General features: G+C 73.9%; 11 protein-coding genes. 7 read left to right on the top strand and 4 right to left on the bottom strand.

The window, feature by feature from the left end; all coding sequences use genetic code 11:
- Nucleotides 1–310: 310 nt before the first annotated feature.
- A complete protein-coding gene (locus OHS71_RS16525; protein WP_328480157.1) occupies nt 311–727 on the top strand; it encodes a cobalamin B12-binding domain-containing protein in 417 nt (138 codons plus the stop codon).
- Nucleotides 728–803: 76 nt separating this feature from the next.
- Here OHS71_RS16525 and OHS71_RS16520 read toward each other — a convergent pair whose 3' ends face one another.
- Nucleotides 804–2,417 (bottom strand): DUF5691 domain-containing protein, encoded by a 1,614-nt coding sequence (locus OHS71_RS16520; RefSeq protein ID WP_328480156.1) that lies wholly within the window; start codon nt 2,415–2,417, stop codon nt 804–806.
- 130 nt (nt 2,418–2,547) lie between these two features.
- Nucleotides 2,548–3,900 (bottom strand): SWIM zinc finger family protein, encoded by a 1,353-nt coding sequence (locus tag OHS71_RS16515; RefSeq protein WP_328480155.1) that lies wholly within the window; start codon nt 3,898–3,900, stop codon nt 2,548–2,550.
- Between the two features lie 145 nt (nt 3,901–4,045).
- Between OHS71_RS16515 and OHS71_RS16510 the strand changes: the two genes are divergently transcribed.
- From OHS71_RS16510 to sucD, 5 genes are all read left to right on the top strand, one after another.
- On the top strand, nt 4,046–5,176 hold the full coding sequence (locus OHS71_RS16510; protein ID WP_328480154.1) for an ATP-binding protein: 1,131 nt from the start codon (nt 4,046–4,048) through the stop codon (nt 5,174–5,176).
- Between the two features lie 145 nt (nt 5,177–5,321).
- Nucleotides 5,322–8,177 (top strand): DUF5682 family protein, encoded by a 2,856-nt coding sequence (locus tag OHS71_RS16505; RefSeq protein WP_328480153.1) that lies wholly within the window; start codon nt 5,322–5,324, stop codon nt 8,175–8,177.
- Nucleotides 8,174–9,346, top strand: coding sequence for a VWA domain-containing protein (locus tag OHS71_RS16500; protein WP_328480152.1), 1,173 nt, complete (start codon nt 8,174–8,176; stop codon nt 9,344–9,346). The genes OHS71_RS16505 and OHS71_RS16500 overlap by 4 nt, the downstream gene beginning before the upstream one ends.
- A 1,504-nt stretch (nt 9,347–10,850) precedes the next feature.
- Nucleotides 10,851–12,029 carry an ADP-forming succinate--CoA ligase subunit beta gene (sucC, locus tag OHS71_RS16495; RefSeq protein WP_328480151.1) on the top strand — a complete coding sequence of 393 codons (1,179 nt, stop codon included), beginning with the start codon at nt 10,851–10,853 and terminating at the stop codon, nt 12,027–12,029.
- 21 nt (nt 12,030–12,050) lie between these two features.
- Nucleotides 12,051–12,938: a succinate--CoA ligase subunit alpha gene (gene sucD / locus OHS71_RS16490; RefSeq protein ID WP_328480150.1), complete on the top strand. Its 888-nt coding sequence runs from the start codon at nt 12,051–12,053 to the stop codon at nt 12,936–12,938.
- A gap of 205 nt (nt 12,939–13,143) precedes the next feature.
- Here sucD and OHS71_RS16485 read toward each other — a convergent pair whose 3' ends face one another.
- Nucleotides 13,144–14,304 (bottom strand): sigma factor-like helix-turn-helix DNA-binding protein, encoded by a 1,161-nt coding sequence (locus tag OHS71_RS16485; protein WP_328480149.1) that lies wholly within the window; start codon nt 14,302–14,304, stop codon nt 13,144–13,146.
- Between the two features lie 96 nt (nt 14,305–14,400).
- On the opposite strand from OHS71_RS16485, the gene OHS71_RS16480 reads away from it, so the two are divergent.
- Nucleotides 14,401–16,275, top strand: a complete 1,875-nt coding sequence (locus OHS71_RS16480) for a cell division protein PerM (RefSeq protein ID WP_328480148.1) — start codon at nt 14,401–14,403, stop codon at nt 16,273–16,275.
- Between the two features lie 104 nt (nt 16,276–16,379).
- Here the strand turns inward: OHS71_RS16480 and OHS71_RS16475 are convergent, their stop codons facing one another.
- The gene (locus OHS71_RS16475) at nt 16,380–17,138 is read right to left on the bottom strand and encodes a hypothetical protein (RefSeq protein WP_328480147.1); all 759 of its coding nucleotides are present in this window, start codon (nt 17,136–17,138) and stop codon (nt 16,380–16,382) included.
- Between the last annotated feature and the right edge of the window lie 169 nt (nt 17,139–17,307).

Genomic DNA, 17,307 nt, shown 5'->3' with positions numbered 1-17,307 from the left:
GGCTCCTCGCTGTCGTGCCTTACCTGTCCTACGTGCCCATCGTGCCCTCCGATGCGCCGCACCGCCACGCCAGCGGCCTCTGGCGGACGGTACGGCGACCTCGTTGCGGCTCCCGGTGCGCCTGTTCCCCGTGACGTGGGGGAGCGGTGCGCGGTGAACGTGTCCCTTCGTGTGATTTCCCCCTCGGTCGACACCGTGAAACTGCCGGTTGCGGGATGCTGGCGATAACGTTCGTTCACTTCCCCGGGCGGGTCTGGCACGGGGGGTCCGTGCCATTGAGGATGGACGTAGTCGCTTCATGGAGGCAGTGATGGGTGTGGCAGCCGGTCCGATCCGCGTGGTGGTGGCCAAGCCGGGACTCGACGGCCACGATCGCGGGGCCAAGGTGATCGCGCGGGCGCTGCGCGACGCCGGCATGGAGGTCATCTACACCGGGCTCCACCAGACGCCCGAGCAGATCGTCGGCACCGCGATCCAGGAGGACGCCGACGCGATCGGTCTGTCCATCCTGTCCGGGGCCCACAACACGCTCTTCACCGCGGTGATCGAGCTGCTGAAGGAACGGGACGCGGCGGACATCCTGGTCTTCGGCGGGGGCATCATCCCGGAGGCGGACATCGCGCCGCTGAAGGAGAAGGGCGTCGCGGAGATCTTCACGCCGGGGGCGACCACCGCTTCGATCGTGGACTGGGTCCGGGCGAACGTGCGGCAGCCCGCCGGCGCCTGAGCGGCGGTCGCGCGGGGCGCTCGGGCGGCCGCCCACCGGGGGTGCCGCCCCCGGACTCCCCCTCGGCTCCCGCCCCTCACGGCACCTCCAGCTCCTGTGCCATCACCGCCCGCAGCCGCAGCGTCCTTCCCAGCCGCTGGAACGCCTCCGCCCAGTAGCCACCCGCGCCCGGCGAGGCGTCCTCCGGTTCGTCCGGAACGGCCAGGAGGGCGTCGAGGCGGGTCGCCTCCGCGGGGTCCAGACAGCGTTCAGCCAGACCCATCACGCCGCTGAAGCTCCACGGGTAACTCCCCGCGTCCCGCGCGATGTTGAGGGCGTCCACGACGGAACGGCCGAGCGGCCCGGCCCACGGCACGGCGCAGACCCCGAGCAGTTGGAACGCCTCCGACAGGCCGTGCGCCGCGATGAAACCGGCAACCCAGTCGGCCCGTTCGGCCACCGGAAGCGTGCCCAGCAGCTTGGCCCGTTCGGCGAGGGAGACCGCGCCCGGGCCGCCCGCGCCGGGCGAGGACGGCGCCCCGAGCAGTGCCCGGGACCAGTCGGCGTCGCGCTGCCGTACGGCCGCCCGGCACCAGGCCGCGTGCAGTTCGCTCAGCCAGTCGTCGGCCACCGGCAGCGCCACGATCTCCTGCGGCGTACGGCCGCCCAGACGCGCCTGCCAGGCGGCGAGCGGGGCCGCTTCCACCAGCTGGCCGAACCACCAGGACCGTTCACCCCGGCCGGGGGGCGCCTTGGCCGACACGCCGTCGCGTTCCATGGCCGCGTCGCACTCGTGCGGTGCCTCGACGACAAGCGTCGGCGTGTCGGCGGTGTGGTCGACGGCCACGCAGGTGCCTGCCCGGACCGCCATCCGCGCGGCGAGCGCCGAACCGGGGAGCGCCGAGAGCAACTCCGCTGCCGTGGCCCGCACGTTGCGGCTCCGGTCCGCCAGCGCCTGTTCCAGGAACGGTTCGTCCCGTGCGCTCAGGCCGGTGCGCAGCGAGTCCAGGAACATCAGCCGGTCCTCGGCCCGTTCCGTCGACCAGGTGGCGGCCAGCAGCTCACGGGCCGCGTCGGGGGCGCGGAAGCGGATCGCCGCCAGGAGGGCGACGCGCTCGGCGAACAGGCCCTCCTGCCAGAGCGTCTCGACGCGCCGGCGCTCGTCGGGGCCGGGCAGTGAGGCGCCGCCGCCCGGGGTCGCGCGCAGTGCGAACCGCCAGTCGGGGTTCAGCCGGGCCAGCCACAGGGCCCGCGGCCCGGCGAACTCCAGCGCCGCCGCGCGCAGATCCGTACGTCCGCGTGCCGCGTCGAGGAGTGCGGGGAGGGACTCGGCGGGCGCGGCGAACCCCCGGGTGTTCACCGCCGTCAGCCACTGGGGCAGCAGCTCCATGAGATCCGGTGCCGTACCTCGGCGGCCGCCGGTGCCGGTGCCGGGGCGGTCGGCCAGGAGGAATGCGAGCCGACGGGCCGCCGCGACGGGCAGCTTCGGGCGCGGGTCCTCGGGAGCGGGCTCCAGGAGGGGGGCCGCCGGACCCGGACGCAGGCCGGCCCGTCGGCGTACGGTCTCCGCGGCCGCCGCGTCCAGCAGGGCGGCCGGCGCGGACCGGCCGGGGGCCGCCCCCGGGGGTGTACGGCGGTCCGTGCCGAGCAGGGCCGCGGTGACCAGGTCCTCCCAGGCGGGCGTCGGAAGGCGGGACGGGTGCGCGTTCATCGGGCTCCCTTCTCTTGCCGTCGTCATCGTCGTGGTCGGGGTGGCCGCCGTGGCGCCCCTGGGCATCGGTGCGGCCGTAGCGGTGGGTGGTGTTCTGTTCGGGGCCGTCGGGGCAGTCGCGGGGCTCGGTTCAGCACAGCCGTACCGCCTCTCCAGCGCCGGTCGGCCAGGCCGTCAACGGGGTGAAGCCACGGTGGCCGCACTCGCCGAAGACCCTGAGGGGGGCACCGCCCGAGAGGGCCACCAGGCGCCACAGGCCGGGTCGGGAGGCCGCCAGGCGGGTGAGCGGCAGGGCCGTGTCGCCTTCGGCGTCCGCCAGTTGCCAGGAGCCGTCGGCCGGCGTCGGGACGACGGCGTCGAGCGTCACCGGGACGGAGACCTGCCAGGGGTCGCGGCGCAGGGTGTCGCCGTACCGGGCGGTCGCCTCGGTCGGCGTCACGCCCGGGGGCCGGATTCCGGTGGGGACGGGCGGGGCGAACTGCTCGCCCAGCGACATCCGTTGCTGCCCGGTGCCCGCGTGCGCGGACAGTTCGGCGTCCAGGGCGAGACCGACGGGCAGCGAGAGCTCCGGTGCGCGCCCCGCGGCGCCGTAGGAGAGGAGAAGTGCCGTGCGGCCCGAGGTGGTGCCGTGGAGCCAGATGCGACGGGTCGTCAGTTTCGGGTCCGGCGTGTCGTACTGGGCGAGCACCAGCCACTGGTCCCGGACCGGCGGGCCCACCGCCGAGGAGGGCAGGCCCACACGGGCGCGGACCGTCGCCGCCAGGGCGTCCGGCAGCCGCTCACGGTGCAGCCAGCCCTGGTCGAGGAGATGGAGCAGCGCACACTCCTCCAGCAGCCGCACCGGCCAGCCCGGCCCGGATGCCGGTATCGAACCCAACTCCCGCACCCGGGCGGCCAGTCCGGGCGCCTGCGCGTCGACCATGCGGGCCGCCGTCTCCTCCCACAGCCCGTACCCCGACTGCTCGGCCGAGGCCAGGCCGGAGCGCAGAAGATCGGCCAGCCGCTCCTCCAGCTCTGTCGCCCCCGAGGTGATCCGCTCGGCGCGCCGTTCCGCCCGGCGGCGCGCCCCCTCCGGATCGGCGGGGCCGGTCGCGGAACCCGTGGGGCCCGCCTCCCGTTTCTCCTGCGCACGCCTGCGCCCCGCGATCCACTCTTCAGCCCAGTCCGGTGCCTGCCCCGCCGGCATCGATCCCTCGCCGCCCGACCAGAGCAGCAGCAGCCCGAGCGCGTGTTTGCAGGGGAACTTACGGCTCGGGCAGCTGCACCTGTACGCCGGACCGGCCGCGTCCGCGGTGTCGACGACCGTCCGGTAGGGCAGGCCGCCACCGCCCTCGCACAGCCCCCACACCGCGCCCTCCCGCGAACTGCCCGTCCCGGACCACGGACCGGCCGTGCCGAGTCCGCTCCCCGCCTTGCGTGACGTGGAGTCAGGCGCCAGTGCCAGCACCTGGTCCGCGGTCCAGCGCACCCCCTGCTGAGTCATGTCCCCGAAGGTAGATCCTCCCACTGACAATCGGTCCCGCGAACCCGGGCGCGAGTGCGTTTGTGCAGGTCAGGTCGCATTGTCAGTGGTGTGGTGCACGGTGGACACCAGATCGCAACCGGCCGAGCTGGAGGGGGCCTCAGCCATGTCTGTGTCCGTAGATCCAACGTCCGTGGAGCCGAGTGGGACCGCGTCGGTTCAGGCACTGCGCCCGCACGCCGAGGACGCCTTCGCCGACGAACTCGCCGCGCTGGCCGCGCAGGACGAGCGCCCGCGTCCGGCCCGCTGGAAGCTGTCGCCGTGGGCCGTAGCCACCTACCTTCTCGGTGGCGTCCTGCCGGACGGCACCACGATCTCGCCGAAGTACGTGGGCCCGCGCCGCATCGTCGAGGTCGCCGTGTCGACCCTCGCCACCGACCGCGCCCTGCTCCTGCTCGGTGTCCCGGGAACCGCCAAGACCTGGGTCTCCGAGCACCTGGCGGCGGCGGTCAGCGGTGACTCGACGCTGCTGGTGCAGGGCACCGCGGGGACACCCGAGGAGGCGATCCGCTACGGCTGGAACTACGCGCAGCTGCTCACGAACGGGCCGAGCAGGGCCGCGCTGGTGCCCAGCCCCGTCATGCGGGCCATGGCGGAGGGGACGACGGTACGGGTGGAGGAACTGACCCGTATCCCGGCCGACGTGCAGGACACCCTCATCACCATCCTGTCGGAGAAGACGCTGCCGATACCGGAGTTGGGGCAGGAGGTGCAGGCGGTCCGCGGGTTCAGCCTGATCGCCACCGCCAACGACCGCGACCGCGGGGTCAACGAGCTGTCCAGCGCACTGCGCCGCCGCTTCAACACGGTGGTGCTGCCGTTGCCGGAGACCGTCGAGGCCGAGGTCGACATCGTCGCCCGGCGCGTCGACCAGATCGGGCGTTCCCTGGACCTGCCGGCCGCCCCCGACGGCGTCGACGAGATCCGCCGGGTGGTGACGGTCTTCCGGGAACTGCGCGCGGGCGTCACCGCCGACGGCCGCACCAAGGTGAAGTCACCGAGCGGAACGCTGTCCACCGCGGAGGCCATCTCCGTCGTCACCAGCGGTCTCGCGCTGGCCGCGCACTTCGGGGACGGCGTGCTGCGGGCGGGGGACGTGGCCGCGGGCATCCTCGGGGCCGTCGTCCGTGACCCGGCGGCCGACCGTGTCGTCTGGCAGGAGTACCTGGAAGCGGTCGTCCGGGAACGTGCCGGCTGGACCGACTTCTACCGAGCCTGCCGGGAGGTGAGCGCGTGAACGGGACCTACCGCGGCCACGGCGGCCACGGGGACAGGGACAGGGACGACAAGGGGAGCACCGGGATCCGGGCGTGGGCCCGGGGAGCGTGGAGGGTGACAGTGGACGACGACACGAGGTGGCCCCGCAGGCGTGGGGCGGCGGGATGACAGGAGCCGACGAGGGCGGCGGCCCGGACGCGGGGGCGCCATGGCCGCTGCTGCTCGGGGTGCGTCACCACGGGCCGGGGTCGGCGCGGGCGGTACGGGCGGCGCTCGACGCCGCCCGGCCCCGGACCGTACTGATCGAGGGGCCGCCCGAGGCCGACGCGCTGATCCCGCTCGCCGCCGACGAGGACATGCACCCGCCGGTCGCGCTGCTCGCCCACGCCGTCGACGAGCCCGGCCGCTCCGCCTTCTGGCCGATGGCCGCGTTCTCCCCCGAGTGGATCGCCCTGCGCTGGGCGCTGGACCACGGTGTCCCCGCCCGCTTCATCGACCTCCCCGCCACGCACACCCTGGCGTGGAAGAGGGAGGAGGGCGTCAAGGGCGGCGAGAGCGAGCAGGGGAACGAGAAGGAGGGCGTCGGGGAAGAGGTGCGGGGCGATCCGCTCGGGGGGCTCGCCGCGGTCGCCGGGTACGACGACGCGGAGCGCTGGTGGGAGGACGTCGTCGAGCATCGGTCCACGGGGGCGAAGGACCCGTTCGCGCCGTTCGCCGTGATCGAGGAGGCCATGGGCGCGCTCAGGGAGGCCTACGACACCGACGCGGGGCGCGAGGGTGACGACCGGGACCTCGTGCGGGAGGCGTACATGCGTCTCCAGGTGCGGGCGGCGCAGAGGGAGTTCGGCGAGGACGCGGTGGCGGTGGTGTGCGGCGCCTGGCATGTGCCCGCGCTGCGCCTGAAGGCCGCCGTCGCGGCCGACCGTGCGCTGCTCAAGGGGCTGCCCAAGGTCAAGGCCGACCTGACCTGGGTGCCGTGGACACACCGCAGGCTGGCCCGGGCCGGAGGGTACGGCGCGGGTATCGACTCGCCGGGCTGGTACGCCCATCTGTTCGGTGCGCGGGACCGGCCGGTCGAGCGCTGGCTGACGAAGGTGGCGGTCCTGCTGCGTGAGGAGGACCGGATCGTGTCCTCGGCGCACGTCATCGAGGCGGTCCGGCTGGCCGAGACGCTTGCCGCGGTGCGCGGTCGTCCGCTGCCCGGACTGAGCGAGACGACCGACGCGGCGCGCGCGGTGCTGTGCGAGGGGTCGGACGTTCCGCTGGCGCTGGTGCGCGACCGGCTGGTGGTCGGGGACGTGCTGGGTGAGGTGCCGGCCGGCGCGCCCGCGGTGCCGTTGCAGCGCGACCTCGACCGGCTTCAGCGCCGGCTGCGGCTCAGACCGGAGGCGGACGAACGCGAGCTGGCGCTCGATCTGCGCAAGGAGAACGACGCCGAGCGCAGCAGGCTCCTGCACCGGCTGCGGCTGCTGCGCGTCGGCTGGGGCGTGCCGGCCGCCTCGCCCGGCAGCACGGGGACGTTCCGGGAGACGTGGCGGCTGCGGTGGGAGCCGGAGCTGTCGGTGCGGACCGCCGAGGCGGGGGTGTGGGGGACGACCGTGCTCGCCGCGGCCACCGCCAGGGCGGAGGCGGAAGCCGTCGGTGCGCGGGGCCTCGGCGAGGTGACAGGGCTCGCCGAGCGCTGTCTGCTGGCCGGGCTGCCGGACGCGCTTCCCACGGTGATGCGGGTCCTCGCGGACCGGGCCGCCCTCGACACGGACGTCGGCCATCTCGCCCAGGCGCTGCCCGCGCTCGTCCGCTCGCTGCGCTACGGCGACGTACGCGGCACCGACACCGGTGCGCTGGCGGAGGTGGCCGCGGGCCTCGCCGAACGGATCTTCGTCGGCCTCCCCCCGGCCTGCGCTTCGCTGGACGCGGACGCGGCGGACGAGATGCGGCGCCACGTGGACGCGGTGCACGGGGCGGTGGGACTGCTGGAGGAGACGGCGGCGCCTCCGGGGCGGGCCGACGGGGCCGACGGGACCGACGGGACCGACGGAGCCGACCGGCCAGGACAGCCGGGCCGAGCAGGCCGGATGGACCGGGCGGGCGGCCGAGCGGACCGGGCCGACACGCCCGCTGGAACTGAAGCACAGGAGGGCCGGTCCGAGGCCGTGGAGGCCGGCGTCGGGGAAGGACTGCCGGGCGCCGTCCAGCGGGGCGACCGGGTGTTCGGCGGCGCGCCCGCCGGAGCGGGGGGAGCTCCGCACGGGGACGGGGAGACGGGGGGTGGCAGGGGGCTGCCGGGTGCCGCCGAGGTCGGCGACGTCGGCGAGCAGAAACTTGGCGGCGCGCCCGGCGGCGCACTGGGAGGTTCCCCCGGGGCCCGGGTGACCGGCGGTGGCGGAGGGCTGCCCGGTGCTTTCGAGGTGGGAGGCCGGGGTCTCGGTGAGGGACGGGACCGGAGCGGCGAACCAGGAGAGGGGCGCGGGGGCCTGCGGGCGCGCTGGCGGGGGGTGCTGGGGGTGCTCTCCCGACGGGACAGCGTGCCAGGGGTGATCCGAGGGCGGGCCGTGCGGCTGCTTCTGGACGAGGGGGAGGTGGACCAGGACGAAGCGGCGCGACTCATGGGGCTCGCCCTGTCACCGGGGACACCGCCGTCGGACGCGGCTGGCTGGATCGAGGGATTCGTCGGGGGCGGAGCGGGGGGCGGGATGCTCCTCGTGCACGACGAACGGCTGCTCGGGCTGGTCGACCGGTGGCTCACGGCGGTGCCGGCGGAGGCGTTCACCGATGTCCTGCCGTTGCTGCGGCGGACGTTCTCGTCGTACGAGGCGGGAGTGCGCAGAACGCTCGGTGAACTGGTCCGGCGCGGCCCTGGCCACAGAAGCGGCGGAGGGACGGGCGCGGGCTCCGGGACACCCGGGTTCGCGGCCGGGCTCGACGCGGGACGCGCGGACGCCGTCCTGCCGGTGGTGCGGCTGCTGCTCGGGCTGGACCCCGGCAGGGTCGACGACGAGCTTGCGGAGGCGGGCACATGACGACGATCGACGCGGGGACGACGGAAGCCGGACAGGAGCGGTTGCGGCGCTGGCGGCTGGTGCTCGGGGGCGAGACGGCGGACGGGACCGGCCACGGGCTCTCCGGGCGGGACGCGGCGATGGACGGGGCGCTCACCGCGCTCTACGGGAAGGACGGCGCGGCGCGCGGGGGGCGGGACCGCTCGGCCGGGCTCGGGGCGTCGGCGCCGTCGGTGGCCCGCTGGCTCGGGGACATCCGGACGTACTTCCCCTCCTCCGTCGTACAGATCATGCAGCGCGACGCCATGGACCGGCTCGGGCTGTCCGCGCTCCTGCTGGAGCCGGAGATGCTGGAGGCGGTGGAGGCCGACGTGCATCTCGTCGGCACGCTGCTCTCGCTGAACAAGGCGATGCCCGAGACGACGAAGGAGACGGCACGGGCCGTGGTCCGCAAGGTCGTCGAGGATCTGGAGAAGCGGCTCGCCACCCGCACCCGTGCCGCCCTCACCGGTGCCCTCGACCGTGGCACGCGGGTCCGCCGTCCACGTCATCACGACATCGACTGGAACCGCACGATCGCCGCCAATCTCAAGCACTACCTGCCCGAGTACGGGACGGTCGTGCCGGAGCGGCTCGTAGGGTACGGACGGGCGTCGCGGTCCGTGCGCAAGGAGGTGATCCTCTGCATCGACCAGTCGGGGTCGATGGCGTCGTCGGTGGTGTACGCCTCGGTCTTCGGGGCGGTGCTGGCGTCGATGCGGGCGATCAGCACCCGGCTCGTCGTCTTCGACACGTCGGTCGTCGACCTCACCGACCGGCTCGACGACCCCGTGGACGTCCTGTTCGGCACCCGGCTCGGCGGCGGTACGGACATCAACCGGGCGCTCGCGTACTGCGGGTCGCAGATCACCCGGCCCGCCGAGACGGTGGTGGTGCTCATCAGCGACCTGTACGAGGGCGGTATACGGGACGAGATGCTCAAGCGGGTCGCGGCGATGAAGGCGTCGGGCGTGCAGTTCGTCGCGTTGCTCGCGCTGTCGGACGAGGGGGCGCCCGCCTACGACCGTGAGCACGCGGCCGCCCTCGCGGTGCTGGGGGCGCCGGCGTTCGCCTGCACGCCCGATCTCTTCCCGGAGGTCTTGGCGGCGGCGATCGAGAAGCGTCCGCTGCCGGTGCCGGACACCGCCTGAGAGGAGAGGGAACGCCGGCGGAAGGGGCACGGCCGACATGCTTACCCATCGGTAACAGGGGCTTGCGCAACCGAGGGGCGCCCGTGCAAGGATCTGGGGCCACGTTGCCGCCGCACGGGAGGAACGTCCCCTCTTGACCTGGCCCACCGCTTCGACTGTTGCCGCCCCGCGCGTGCCGCGCGGCGCGGTGAGGCGGCGCGTGCTGCAACTCGCCCTGCTGCCGGGTCCGTCGGTCGCGCTCGCGTTCCTCCGCGGCGAACACGCGCATGCGGCGGAGGGCCGGCCCACACCGGCCGCGGTGACCGGGCGGACCGCGGTCGCACCGGACCTCCCCGAGTCCTCCGAGCCCCCCGGGCCCGCCGGTGGGTACGACGGTGTCCTGAGCGGTGGGCCGGTGCTCGGCGGAGGTGCTCCGAGGCGACACGACGAGCCTGCCGTCGCGTCGTGTCATCCGGTGCCGCTACGGCTGGTCTCCGGCGGTGTCGTGCGCTCCGACGCGGCCGGGACGCGGGTCAGGCACACCGGGGCATCCAGGTCTTCCCCGTGTAGGACGGGCGACCCCGCTTCCCCTCCCGGGTGATTCTTCGGCGCAGGCCGGAGCGGCCCACCCCGGTCGTCCACCCGCTCCCTGCACGGACGTCGCCCGCTCCGGTGCGGGCATGCCGCCGGTCCCCGATGCCGGTGTCACGTCGACGGCGTCGCCCGGCCGGTCGTCCGGAGCCGTCGGAGCCGGACGGACCGGAAGGGTCACACCGGGTGGCACGCCACGGAAGCCAGGCAGGTAAGCCAGGCAGGCAGGCAAGCCGGGCGGTACAGGCAAGCCGGGCGGTACAGGTAAGCCAGGCGGTACAGGTAAGCCAGGCGGTACAGGTAAGCCAGGCAGGCCAGGCGGTACAGGCAAGCCAGGCCAGGCAGGCAAGCCAGGCGGTACAGGCCGGGCAGGTGACGTATGGGACGCAGGCGACGCAGGTGAGGTGAAGGGCGTGGGCCGCGCAGTCCGGGCGGCCCGCACACCACACACTCCGGCAGCGCGAACCGCGACTGACCGGTTGACTCCGTGAGGCGTCAGCCCCCGGACGGCCGAAAGCCATCGGTCTGTCGGGCCGAGACCTCATGGACGGGGTCGAGTGGTCCCCATTGGGGTGGGGATCGCGCGCCCTGAGCCCCTGAGGGGCTGTTCCAGGGGCCTCACCGGGCCAATCCCAACCCGGTGAGGCCCCGCTGGCATCCCGCCGAGAGCCCGCCCAGCGGACTCGCGTCCGCCTCACATCCGGCACGGGGTGCCAGTGATCCCGGCATCATGTGACAGGTATCACCGCTCAGGTGTGACCCTCGATTTAGGGGCCTCCTGCAAGCAGCGATAACCTGCGAGACGGACATGCCGCGCGCTCGGACACCGTGTGCGCCTCCCTTGTGACTGACAGACGAAGCGGACGTCACGTTGCCCTCGCGGCACGCCCACGCAGACAACGAACCGCGAGATCACTGATAGGGACGGAAGCGCGTGGACCTGTTCGAGTACCAGGCGAGGGACCTCTTCGCCAAGCACGATGTACCGGTGCTGGCCGGTGAAGTCATCGACACGCCTGAGGCGGCCCGCGCAGCCACCGAGCGTCTCGGTGGCAAGTCCGTCGTCAAGGCCCAGGTGAAGGTCGGCGGCCGCGGCAAGGCCGGCGGCGTGAAGCTGGCCGCCACCCCGGACGAGGCCGTCGCCCGTGCGACGGACATCCTCGGCATGGACATCAAGGGCCACACGGTCCACAAGGTGATGATCGCCGAGACGGCCCCGGAGATCCTGGAGGAGTACTACGTCTCCTTCCTCCTCGACCGTGCCAACCGCACCTTCCTCTCCATCGCGTCCGTCGAGGGCGGCATGGAGATCGAGGAGGTGGCGGCCACCCGTCCGGAGGCCGTCGCCAAGACGCCGATCGACGCCAACGAGGGTGTGACCCCCGAGAAGGCCCGCGAGATCGTCGAGGCCGCGAGGTTCCCGGCCGAGGTCGCCGACAAGGTCGCCAACGTCCTCGTGACGCTGTGGAAGACCTTCATCGAGGAGGACGCCCTCCTCGTCGAGGTCAACCCGCTGGCGAAGGTCGCCTCCGGCGACGTCATCGCCCTCGACGGCAAGGTGTCGCTGGACGAGAACGCCGAGTTCCGTCAGCCGGGCCACGAGGAGTTCGTCGACCACGCGTCGGCCAACCCGCTCGAGGCCGCCGCCAAGGCGAAGAACCTCAACTACGTCAAGCTCGACGGCGAGGTCGGCATCATCGGCAACGGCGCGGGTCTCGTCATGAGCACCCTGGACGTCGTCGCGTACGCCGGTGAGGCGCACGGTGGCGTCAAGCCCGCCAACTTCCTCGACATCGGCGGTGGCGCCTCCGCCGCCGTCATGGCGAACGGCCTGGAGATCATCCTCGGCGACCCGGACGTCAAGTCCGTCTTCGTCAACGTCTTCGGTGGCATCACCGCCTGTGACGAGGTCGCCAACGGCATCGTCCAGGCGCTCCAGCTGCTCGCGGACAAGGGTGAGGAAGTCACCAAGCCGCTGGTCGTCCGTCTCGACGGCAACAACGCCGAGCTGGGTCGCAAGATCCTCTCCGACGCCAACCACCCGCTGGTCCAGCGTGTGGACACCATGGACGGCGCGGCCGACAAGGCCGCCGAGCTCGCGGCTGCGAAGTAAGGGAAGAGGGACAGAACAGCCATGGCTATCTTCCTGAACAAGGACAGCAAGATCATCGTCCAGGGCATGACCGGTGCCACGGGCATGAAGCACACCAAGCTCATGCTGGCGGACGGCTCCAACATCGTCGGTGGCGTGAACCCCCGCAAGGCGGGCACCTCCGTCGACATCGACGGCACCGAGATCCCGGTCTTCGGCACCGTCGCCGAGGCGATCGAGAAGACGGGCGCCAACGTGTCCGTCCTCTTCGTGCCGCCGGCCTTCGCGAAGGCCGCCGTCGTCGAGGCGATCGACGCCGAGATCCCCCTCGCGGTCGTCATCACCGAGGGCATCGCCGTCCACGACTCGGCCGCGTTCTACGCGTACGCCGGGTCCAAGGGCGACAAGACCCGGATCATCGGCCCGAACTGCCCCGGTCTCATCACGCCGGGCCAGTCGAACGCCGGCATCATCCCGGGCGACATCACGAAGCCGGGCCGCATCGGTCTGGTCTCGAAGTCCGGCACGCTGACCTACCAGATGATGTACGAGCTGCGTGACATCGGCTTCTCGTCCGCCGTCGGCATCGGTGGCGACCCGATCATCGGCACGACGCACATCGACGCGCTCGCCGCGTTCGAGGCCGACCCCGACACCGACCTGATCGTCATGATCGGTGAGATCGGCGGCGACGCCGAGGAGCGGGCCGCGGCCTTCATCAAGGACAACGTGAAGAAGCCGGTCGTCGGCTACGTCGCGGGCTTCACCGCGCCCGAGGGCAAGACCATGGGCCACGCCGGCGCCATCGTCTCCGGTTCCTCCGGCACCGCCCAGGCGAAGAAGGAGGCCCTCGAGGCCGCCGGCGTCAAGGTCGGCAAGACGCCGACCGAGACGGCGAAGCTGGCCCGCGAGATCCTCGCGGCCGGCTGATCCTCAGCCACGTGCCGGTGGGCCCGTTCCCCTTGCGGGGGCGGGCCCACCGGCATTTCCTGGCACCGTGCCGGCAGGCGGCGCCGCTCGCCGGCGGTGGGCTCGGCCGACCGTGAACTCGGCAGGGACAGGAGCAGGGGCAGGGGCACAGCGGCGGAACATCGGGGCGGCGGAGGGGGCGGCGGGGCGGCGCGGTGGGGAGGGATCAGCCGGGCAGGGGGATGAGCCGCTGGGGACCGTGCTGGGTCTCGGATCTCAGCTTGGACCGCAGTTTCAGTTCCTTGTTCGAGAGCGTGCCCGGGGCCGCCCGCGGGGGGACGCCCTGGACGGTCTCGCCGGGGGGAACCGGGGGCTCGTAGCGGGTGGGCGCGGTACGCAGGGTCAGCGCGGTCGCGCCGACGATCGCGACCGTGAACGCGATCGCCGTCCTGGTCCAGAAGCGTGCCCGCTGCTCGCCGCCGGTCCGCACCGTGGGCGGCTTGGCGGCGCGCAGCCGTTCGGCGGACGCCACCTCCGCCAGCCGCCGGTGCAGCCGGGCGGGGTTCGCCAGCTCGGGCAGCCGCTCGGCGACGGCCGCGCGGGCGTGCAGCAGCCGGTTCGCGGCCGCGGGCGTGCTCGCCTCCGTCTCCGCCGCGGTCTCCGGGAGATCGAGGCCGAGACCGTCGTAGAGGAGGAGCGTGCGGCGGTACGGCGCGGGGAGGGCCAGCAGGGCGTCCAGCAGCGCACGGTCGGACGCGTCGGCCGGGGGCGGCTCCGGGTTGCGGTAACGGGGCCGGAACCGGTGCCAGGGGGACAGTGCGTACTCGTACGCCGTCGCCCGTACCCAGCCCGGCGGGTCGCGGTCCACGGCCACCTCGGGCCAGCGCTGCCAGGCCAGTTGGAACGCCCGCTCGACCGACTCCCGCGCCAGTTCGCGCCGCCCGGAGAGCAGGTAGGTCTGCCGTACGAGCGCGGGGGCGCAGAAGGCGTAGAGCGCGTCGAAGGCCTGAGCGGGGGTCGGGGACGTGCCGGGCGGAGTGGCGACGGGAGCGCGGGTGACCGGGGTGGTCGCGGGGGCCGATGCCGCTCGGGGGGATCCTGAGTCCTTGCCCCGGCGCACCGTCATCCGGGTGGGAGGTGCCGCCTTCCGGGTGTTCGTCTTCAGGGTGTCCGTCGCTTCGGCCGTCCCGGTCAGTGATGCCAGCAGCTTTGCGTACGCCTCCCGCCTGTGGCCGCGCGGTGTCGTGCGGCCGGACTCCCACGCGCGCACCGTCCCCTGGGTGACCCCCACCCGCGCGGCGACCTGAGCCTGCGTCAACGAGGCCGCCACGCGCAGGTGTCGGCACTGGTCGGGGGAGGGGAGCGGGGTGGCAGGGCTCTGGGTCACCGGCGAACCCTTCGGGCGAAAAAGTACATAAACATATATTGAGCGACACAACGGGGCTTCGCCTGTTACGACGGGAAAGCGCGTGTCGTTGGGAGCATGACGGGCGTGATCCAGATGACCGCTCGCCGACCGTCGTTGTCGCCCCTGCTCAGCCGGATGCGTGACCGATCATCCGGGCTGGCCGCCGGCCTCCTGGGGGGAGCGCTCGCGGCCGGGCTCGGGTTCGGTTCGTTCGCCGTGCTCGTGATGGTGCTGTGGATCAGCTCGCCGTATCCCGACAGCGGGCCGGGCGGCGCGCTGCATGTCGCCGCCGCGCTCTGGCTGTTGGCCCACGGCGCCGAGGTGGTGCGTGTGGACACGCTGTCCGGGGTTCCGGCACCGGTCGGCGTCACACCGCTGTTGCTGCTGGGGCTGCCGGTGTGGCTGGTGTGGCGCGCGGCGCGAGACGCGGTGGAAGGGGGGTACGACGACGAGGGCACGGTGTCCGGCAGTGCCCCCGCGGCGTGGGCGGGTGTGGTGCTCGGCTACCTCGCGGTCGGATCGGGAACCGCCTGTTACGCCGCCGGCGGTGCGCTGCGGCCCTCGTGGGCGTGGACGGCGGTGTGCGTGCCGGTGGTCGCGGCGTTGGCCGCCGGGGCGGGGGCGTGGTCGGCACAGGGCCGTCCCCGCGGGTCCGTGGACAGCGCGCTGCTCCTGCTGCCCGGCGGGGTGCGGCGGCTGTTCCCCGGGGTGGACGGGCGGGAGCGGCTCGGGGTCGCCGGGCGGGCGGCGGGAGCCGGTGCGGCGGTGCTCTTCGGGGGCGGGGTGTTGTTGGTGGCGGTGTCCTCGGTGTGGCACCTGGGTGCGGCCCGGGAGGCGTTTCTGCAACTGACGGAGGGGTGGTCGGGGCGGTTCGCGGTGCTGTTGCTGTGTGTGGCGCTGGTGCCGAACGCGGCCGTGTGGGGGGCGGCGTACGCCCTCGGGCCGGGGTTCGTCCTCGGCGCCGGGCATGTGGTGGCGCCGTTGTCCTCCGACCCGGCGCCCCTGCTGCCACAGTTCCCGCTGCTGGCGGCGGTGCCCGAGGCGGGGAGCGGAACACTGTGGAACTGGGCGGCGGGGGTCGTGCCGGTGGCCGCCGGAGTCACGCTGGGCGTGTTCGTGGCGCGGGCGGCGGGTGGCCCGGGAAGCCGGAACAGCACGGTGGGCGGGGCTGGCGCGGTGGGGGCGGCCGGGGCCCGGGGCGCTTGGTCCCGGGGGAGGACCGTGGGGGTTGTGCTGCTGGCGGGGGTCGGGTGCGGGGTGCTGATGGGGACGCTCGCGGGGTTGAGCGGTGGGCCGTTGGGGGTTTCCGCACTGGCTCGGTTCGGACCGGTGTGGTGGCAGGTGGGGGGCGCGGTGGTCCCGTGGACCGTGGGGGTGGGGATGCCGGTGGCAGTGGCGGTGCGGGGGTGGCGGTGCAGGAAGCGGAGCACCGGGTCACAGGGAGGGACCCGGAGGACCTGGAGGGGGCGGCGTGGGGTGCGCGAGGAGTCGGGTGTGCCCCTGACGGAGTCGGAGCTGTACGACTTCTCGTCCGTCGGGCACGGCGGTCCGGCGCGGCACGTCGAGCCTGCCGAGGCCGTGGGGCACGCCGGGACGGCCGGGTTCCGCGGGGCCGGCGGCTACGCCGGGACCGACGCGCTGGTGGACCGCGGTCCTGCTCTGCCCCCGGCCCCGGCAGGGTTCGCCGGGCCGGCCGAGCCGGTCGCGTGGCTGGACCCGCCGGAACCTCTCGACGCGCTGGACTCGTCCGAGCTGGTCGACCCCATGGATCCGGCGGATCACGTCGAGCCGGTGTGGCACCGGGGTGCGGCTCGGGAGGTCCGCTGGGCGGCGTTGCGGGAAGCGGGGGAGGACGAGGAGCCGCGGGAGAGCAAGGGGCCGCAGGAGGACGAGGGATCGCGGGAGAGCAAGGGACCGCAGGAGGGCAAGGGGGCCGACGAGGGACGGTGACGGCCGGCCAGATGCTGCCCGCCCCCCCAGGCCGTCCCGTCCCCGGAGGCTGCCGCCTCCGGCCCTCGCTCCGCCCGAAGGGCCTCGTCCCCGATCCGGGACTCTCAGGCGTTTGCGCCCAGGATGCTCTTGAGTTCCTTCGGCAGCAGGTCGCCGCAGGACTGCTTCGCCTCGTTGGTGAGGGCGTCGTTCGTGCAGGTGTAGTAGTCGCGGTAGACCAGCTGCGCGGTGAAGCTCGCGGCGACCAGGGCCAGCGCGAGGGACGCGGTGACCAGACCGGTGACGGCGGCGGTCCGCTGGGGGCGGCCGGTGGTCTCCTGCGTGGGCGGGGCGGGCGGCGCGTCCGGGTCGGGAGTGCGGGGCTTGGCGCGCAGGGCGCCGATTCCCCAGTTCAGGGCCAGCGCGCCGAGCAGCAGCGCCACGTAAGGCCAGCCGAAGAGGGCGAAGAAGAAGGCCCACATGCCGCAGAGCAGGGCGTAGCGCGCGCGGCGCTGGGCGGGGTCCGTGGGGTCCCAGCGCTTGGCGGGGTCCGTGCCGGGGCCGCCGCCGCCCTCGGGGTTGCCGCCGGGACGCTCGCCGAAACCGCCGGGGGAGCGGCCGGGCTGCTGGTCGCTCCACTGACCGCCCCACGGGGTGCGCCCGCCCTCGGGGTCGCCGTCCGCCGGGCGGCGGGGCTGCCACGGGCGGTCCGGGGAGCCCTCGGGCGGAGGAGCGAAGGGATTGTCGTCCTCGGGGGGCGTGCTGTCGCCCGAGGGAGCGTCGGGCGGAGAGGGCGGGCGCTCTCGCAGCAGCACGGCGCCGCGCTCCCCTCCCTGCGGTGACTGCGGGGGGAGCGTGAGGAGTCGCAGACTGCGGTCCGGCATCAAGTGAGCGTCTTCCCCTAGTGATCAGGCGGTGGTCAGGACGGTGCTACGACGGTGATCGAGGTGGTGGCCGACGTGCTGACCGAGGCTGTGATCCTGGCGGTGATCACGGCTTCGGCCGGTGCCGGCCGGTACGGAGCTGGTACTGCCTCGCCGGGCCGTCACTTGC

The sequence above is a fragment of the Streptomyces sp. NBC_00377 genome (assembly GCF_036075115.1).
Classification (GTDB): domain Bacteria; phylum Actinomycetota; class Actinomycetes; order Streptomycetales; family Streptomycetaceae; genus Streptomyces.
Note: the sequence above shows the minus strand (reverse complement) of the source record. Positions and strands in the feature narration are given on the sequence as shown.

Bases quoted from the DNA above. Each gene is read 5' to 3' on its own strand.
- OHS71_RS16525 (WP_328480157.1), top strand. From the start codon at position 311: ATGGGTGTGGCAGCCGGTCCGATCCGCGTGGTGGTGGCCAAGCCGGGA.
- OHS71_RS16500 (WP_328480152.1), top strand. From the start codon at position 8,174: ATGACGACGATCGACGCGGGGACGACGGAAGCCGGACAGGAGCGGTTG.
- OHS71_RS16475 (WP_328480147.1), bottom strand. From the start codon at position 17,138: ATGCCGGACCGCAGTCTGCGACTCCTCACGCTCCCCCCGCAGTCACCG.
- OHS71_RS16505 (WP_328480153.1), top strand. From the start codon at position 5,322: ATGACAGGAGCCGACGAGGGCGGCGGCCCGGACGCGGGGGCGCCATGG.
- OHS71_RS16480 (WP_328480148.1), top strand. From the start codon at position 14,401: ATGACGGGCGTGATCCAGATGACCGCTCGCCGACCGTCGTTGTCGCCC.
- OHS71_RS16515 (WP_328480155.1), bottom strand. From the start codon at position 3,900: ATGACTCAGCAGGGGGTGCGCTGGACCGCGGACCAGGTGCTGGCACTG.
- OHS71_RS16520 (WP_328480156.1), bottom strand. From the start codon at position 2,417: ATGAACGCGCACCCGTCCCGCCTTCCGACGCCCGCCTGGGAGGACCTG.
- OHS71_RS16510 (WP_328480154.1), top strand. From the start codon at position 4,046: ATGTCTGTGTCCGTAGATCCAACGTCCGTGGAGCCGAGTGGGACCGCG.
- sucD (WP_328480150.1), top strand. From the start codon at position 12,051: ATGGCTATCTTCCTGAACAAGGACAGCAAGATCATCGTCCAGGGCATG.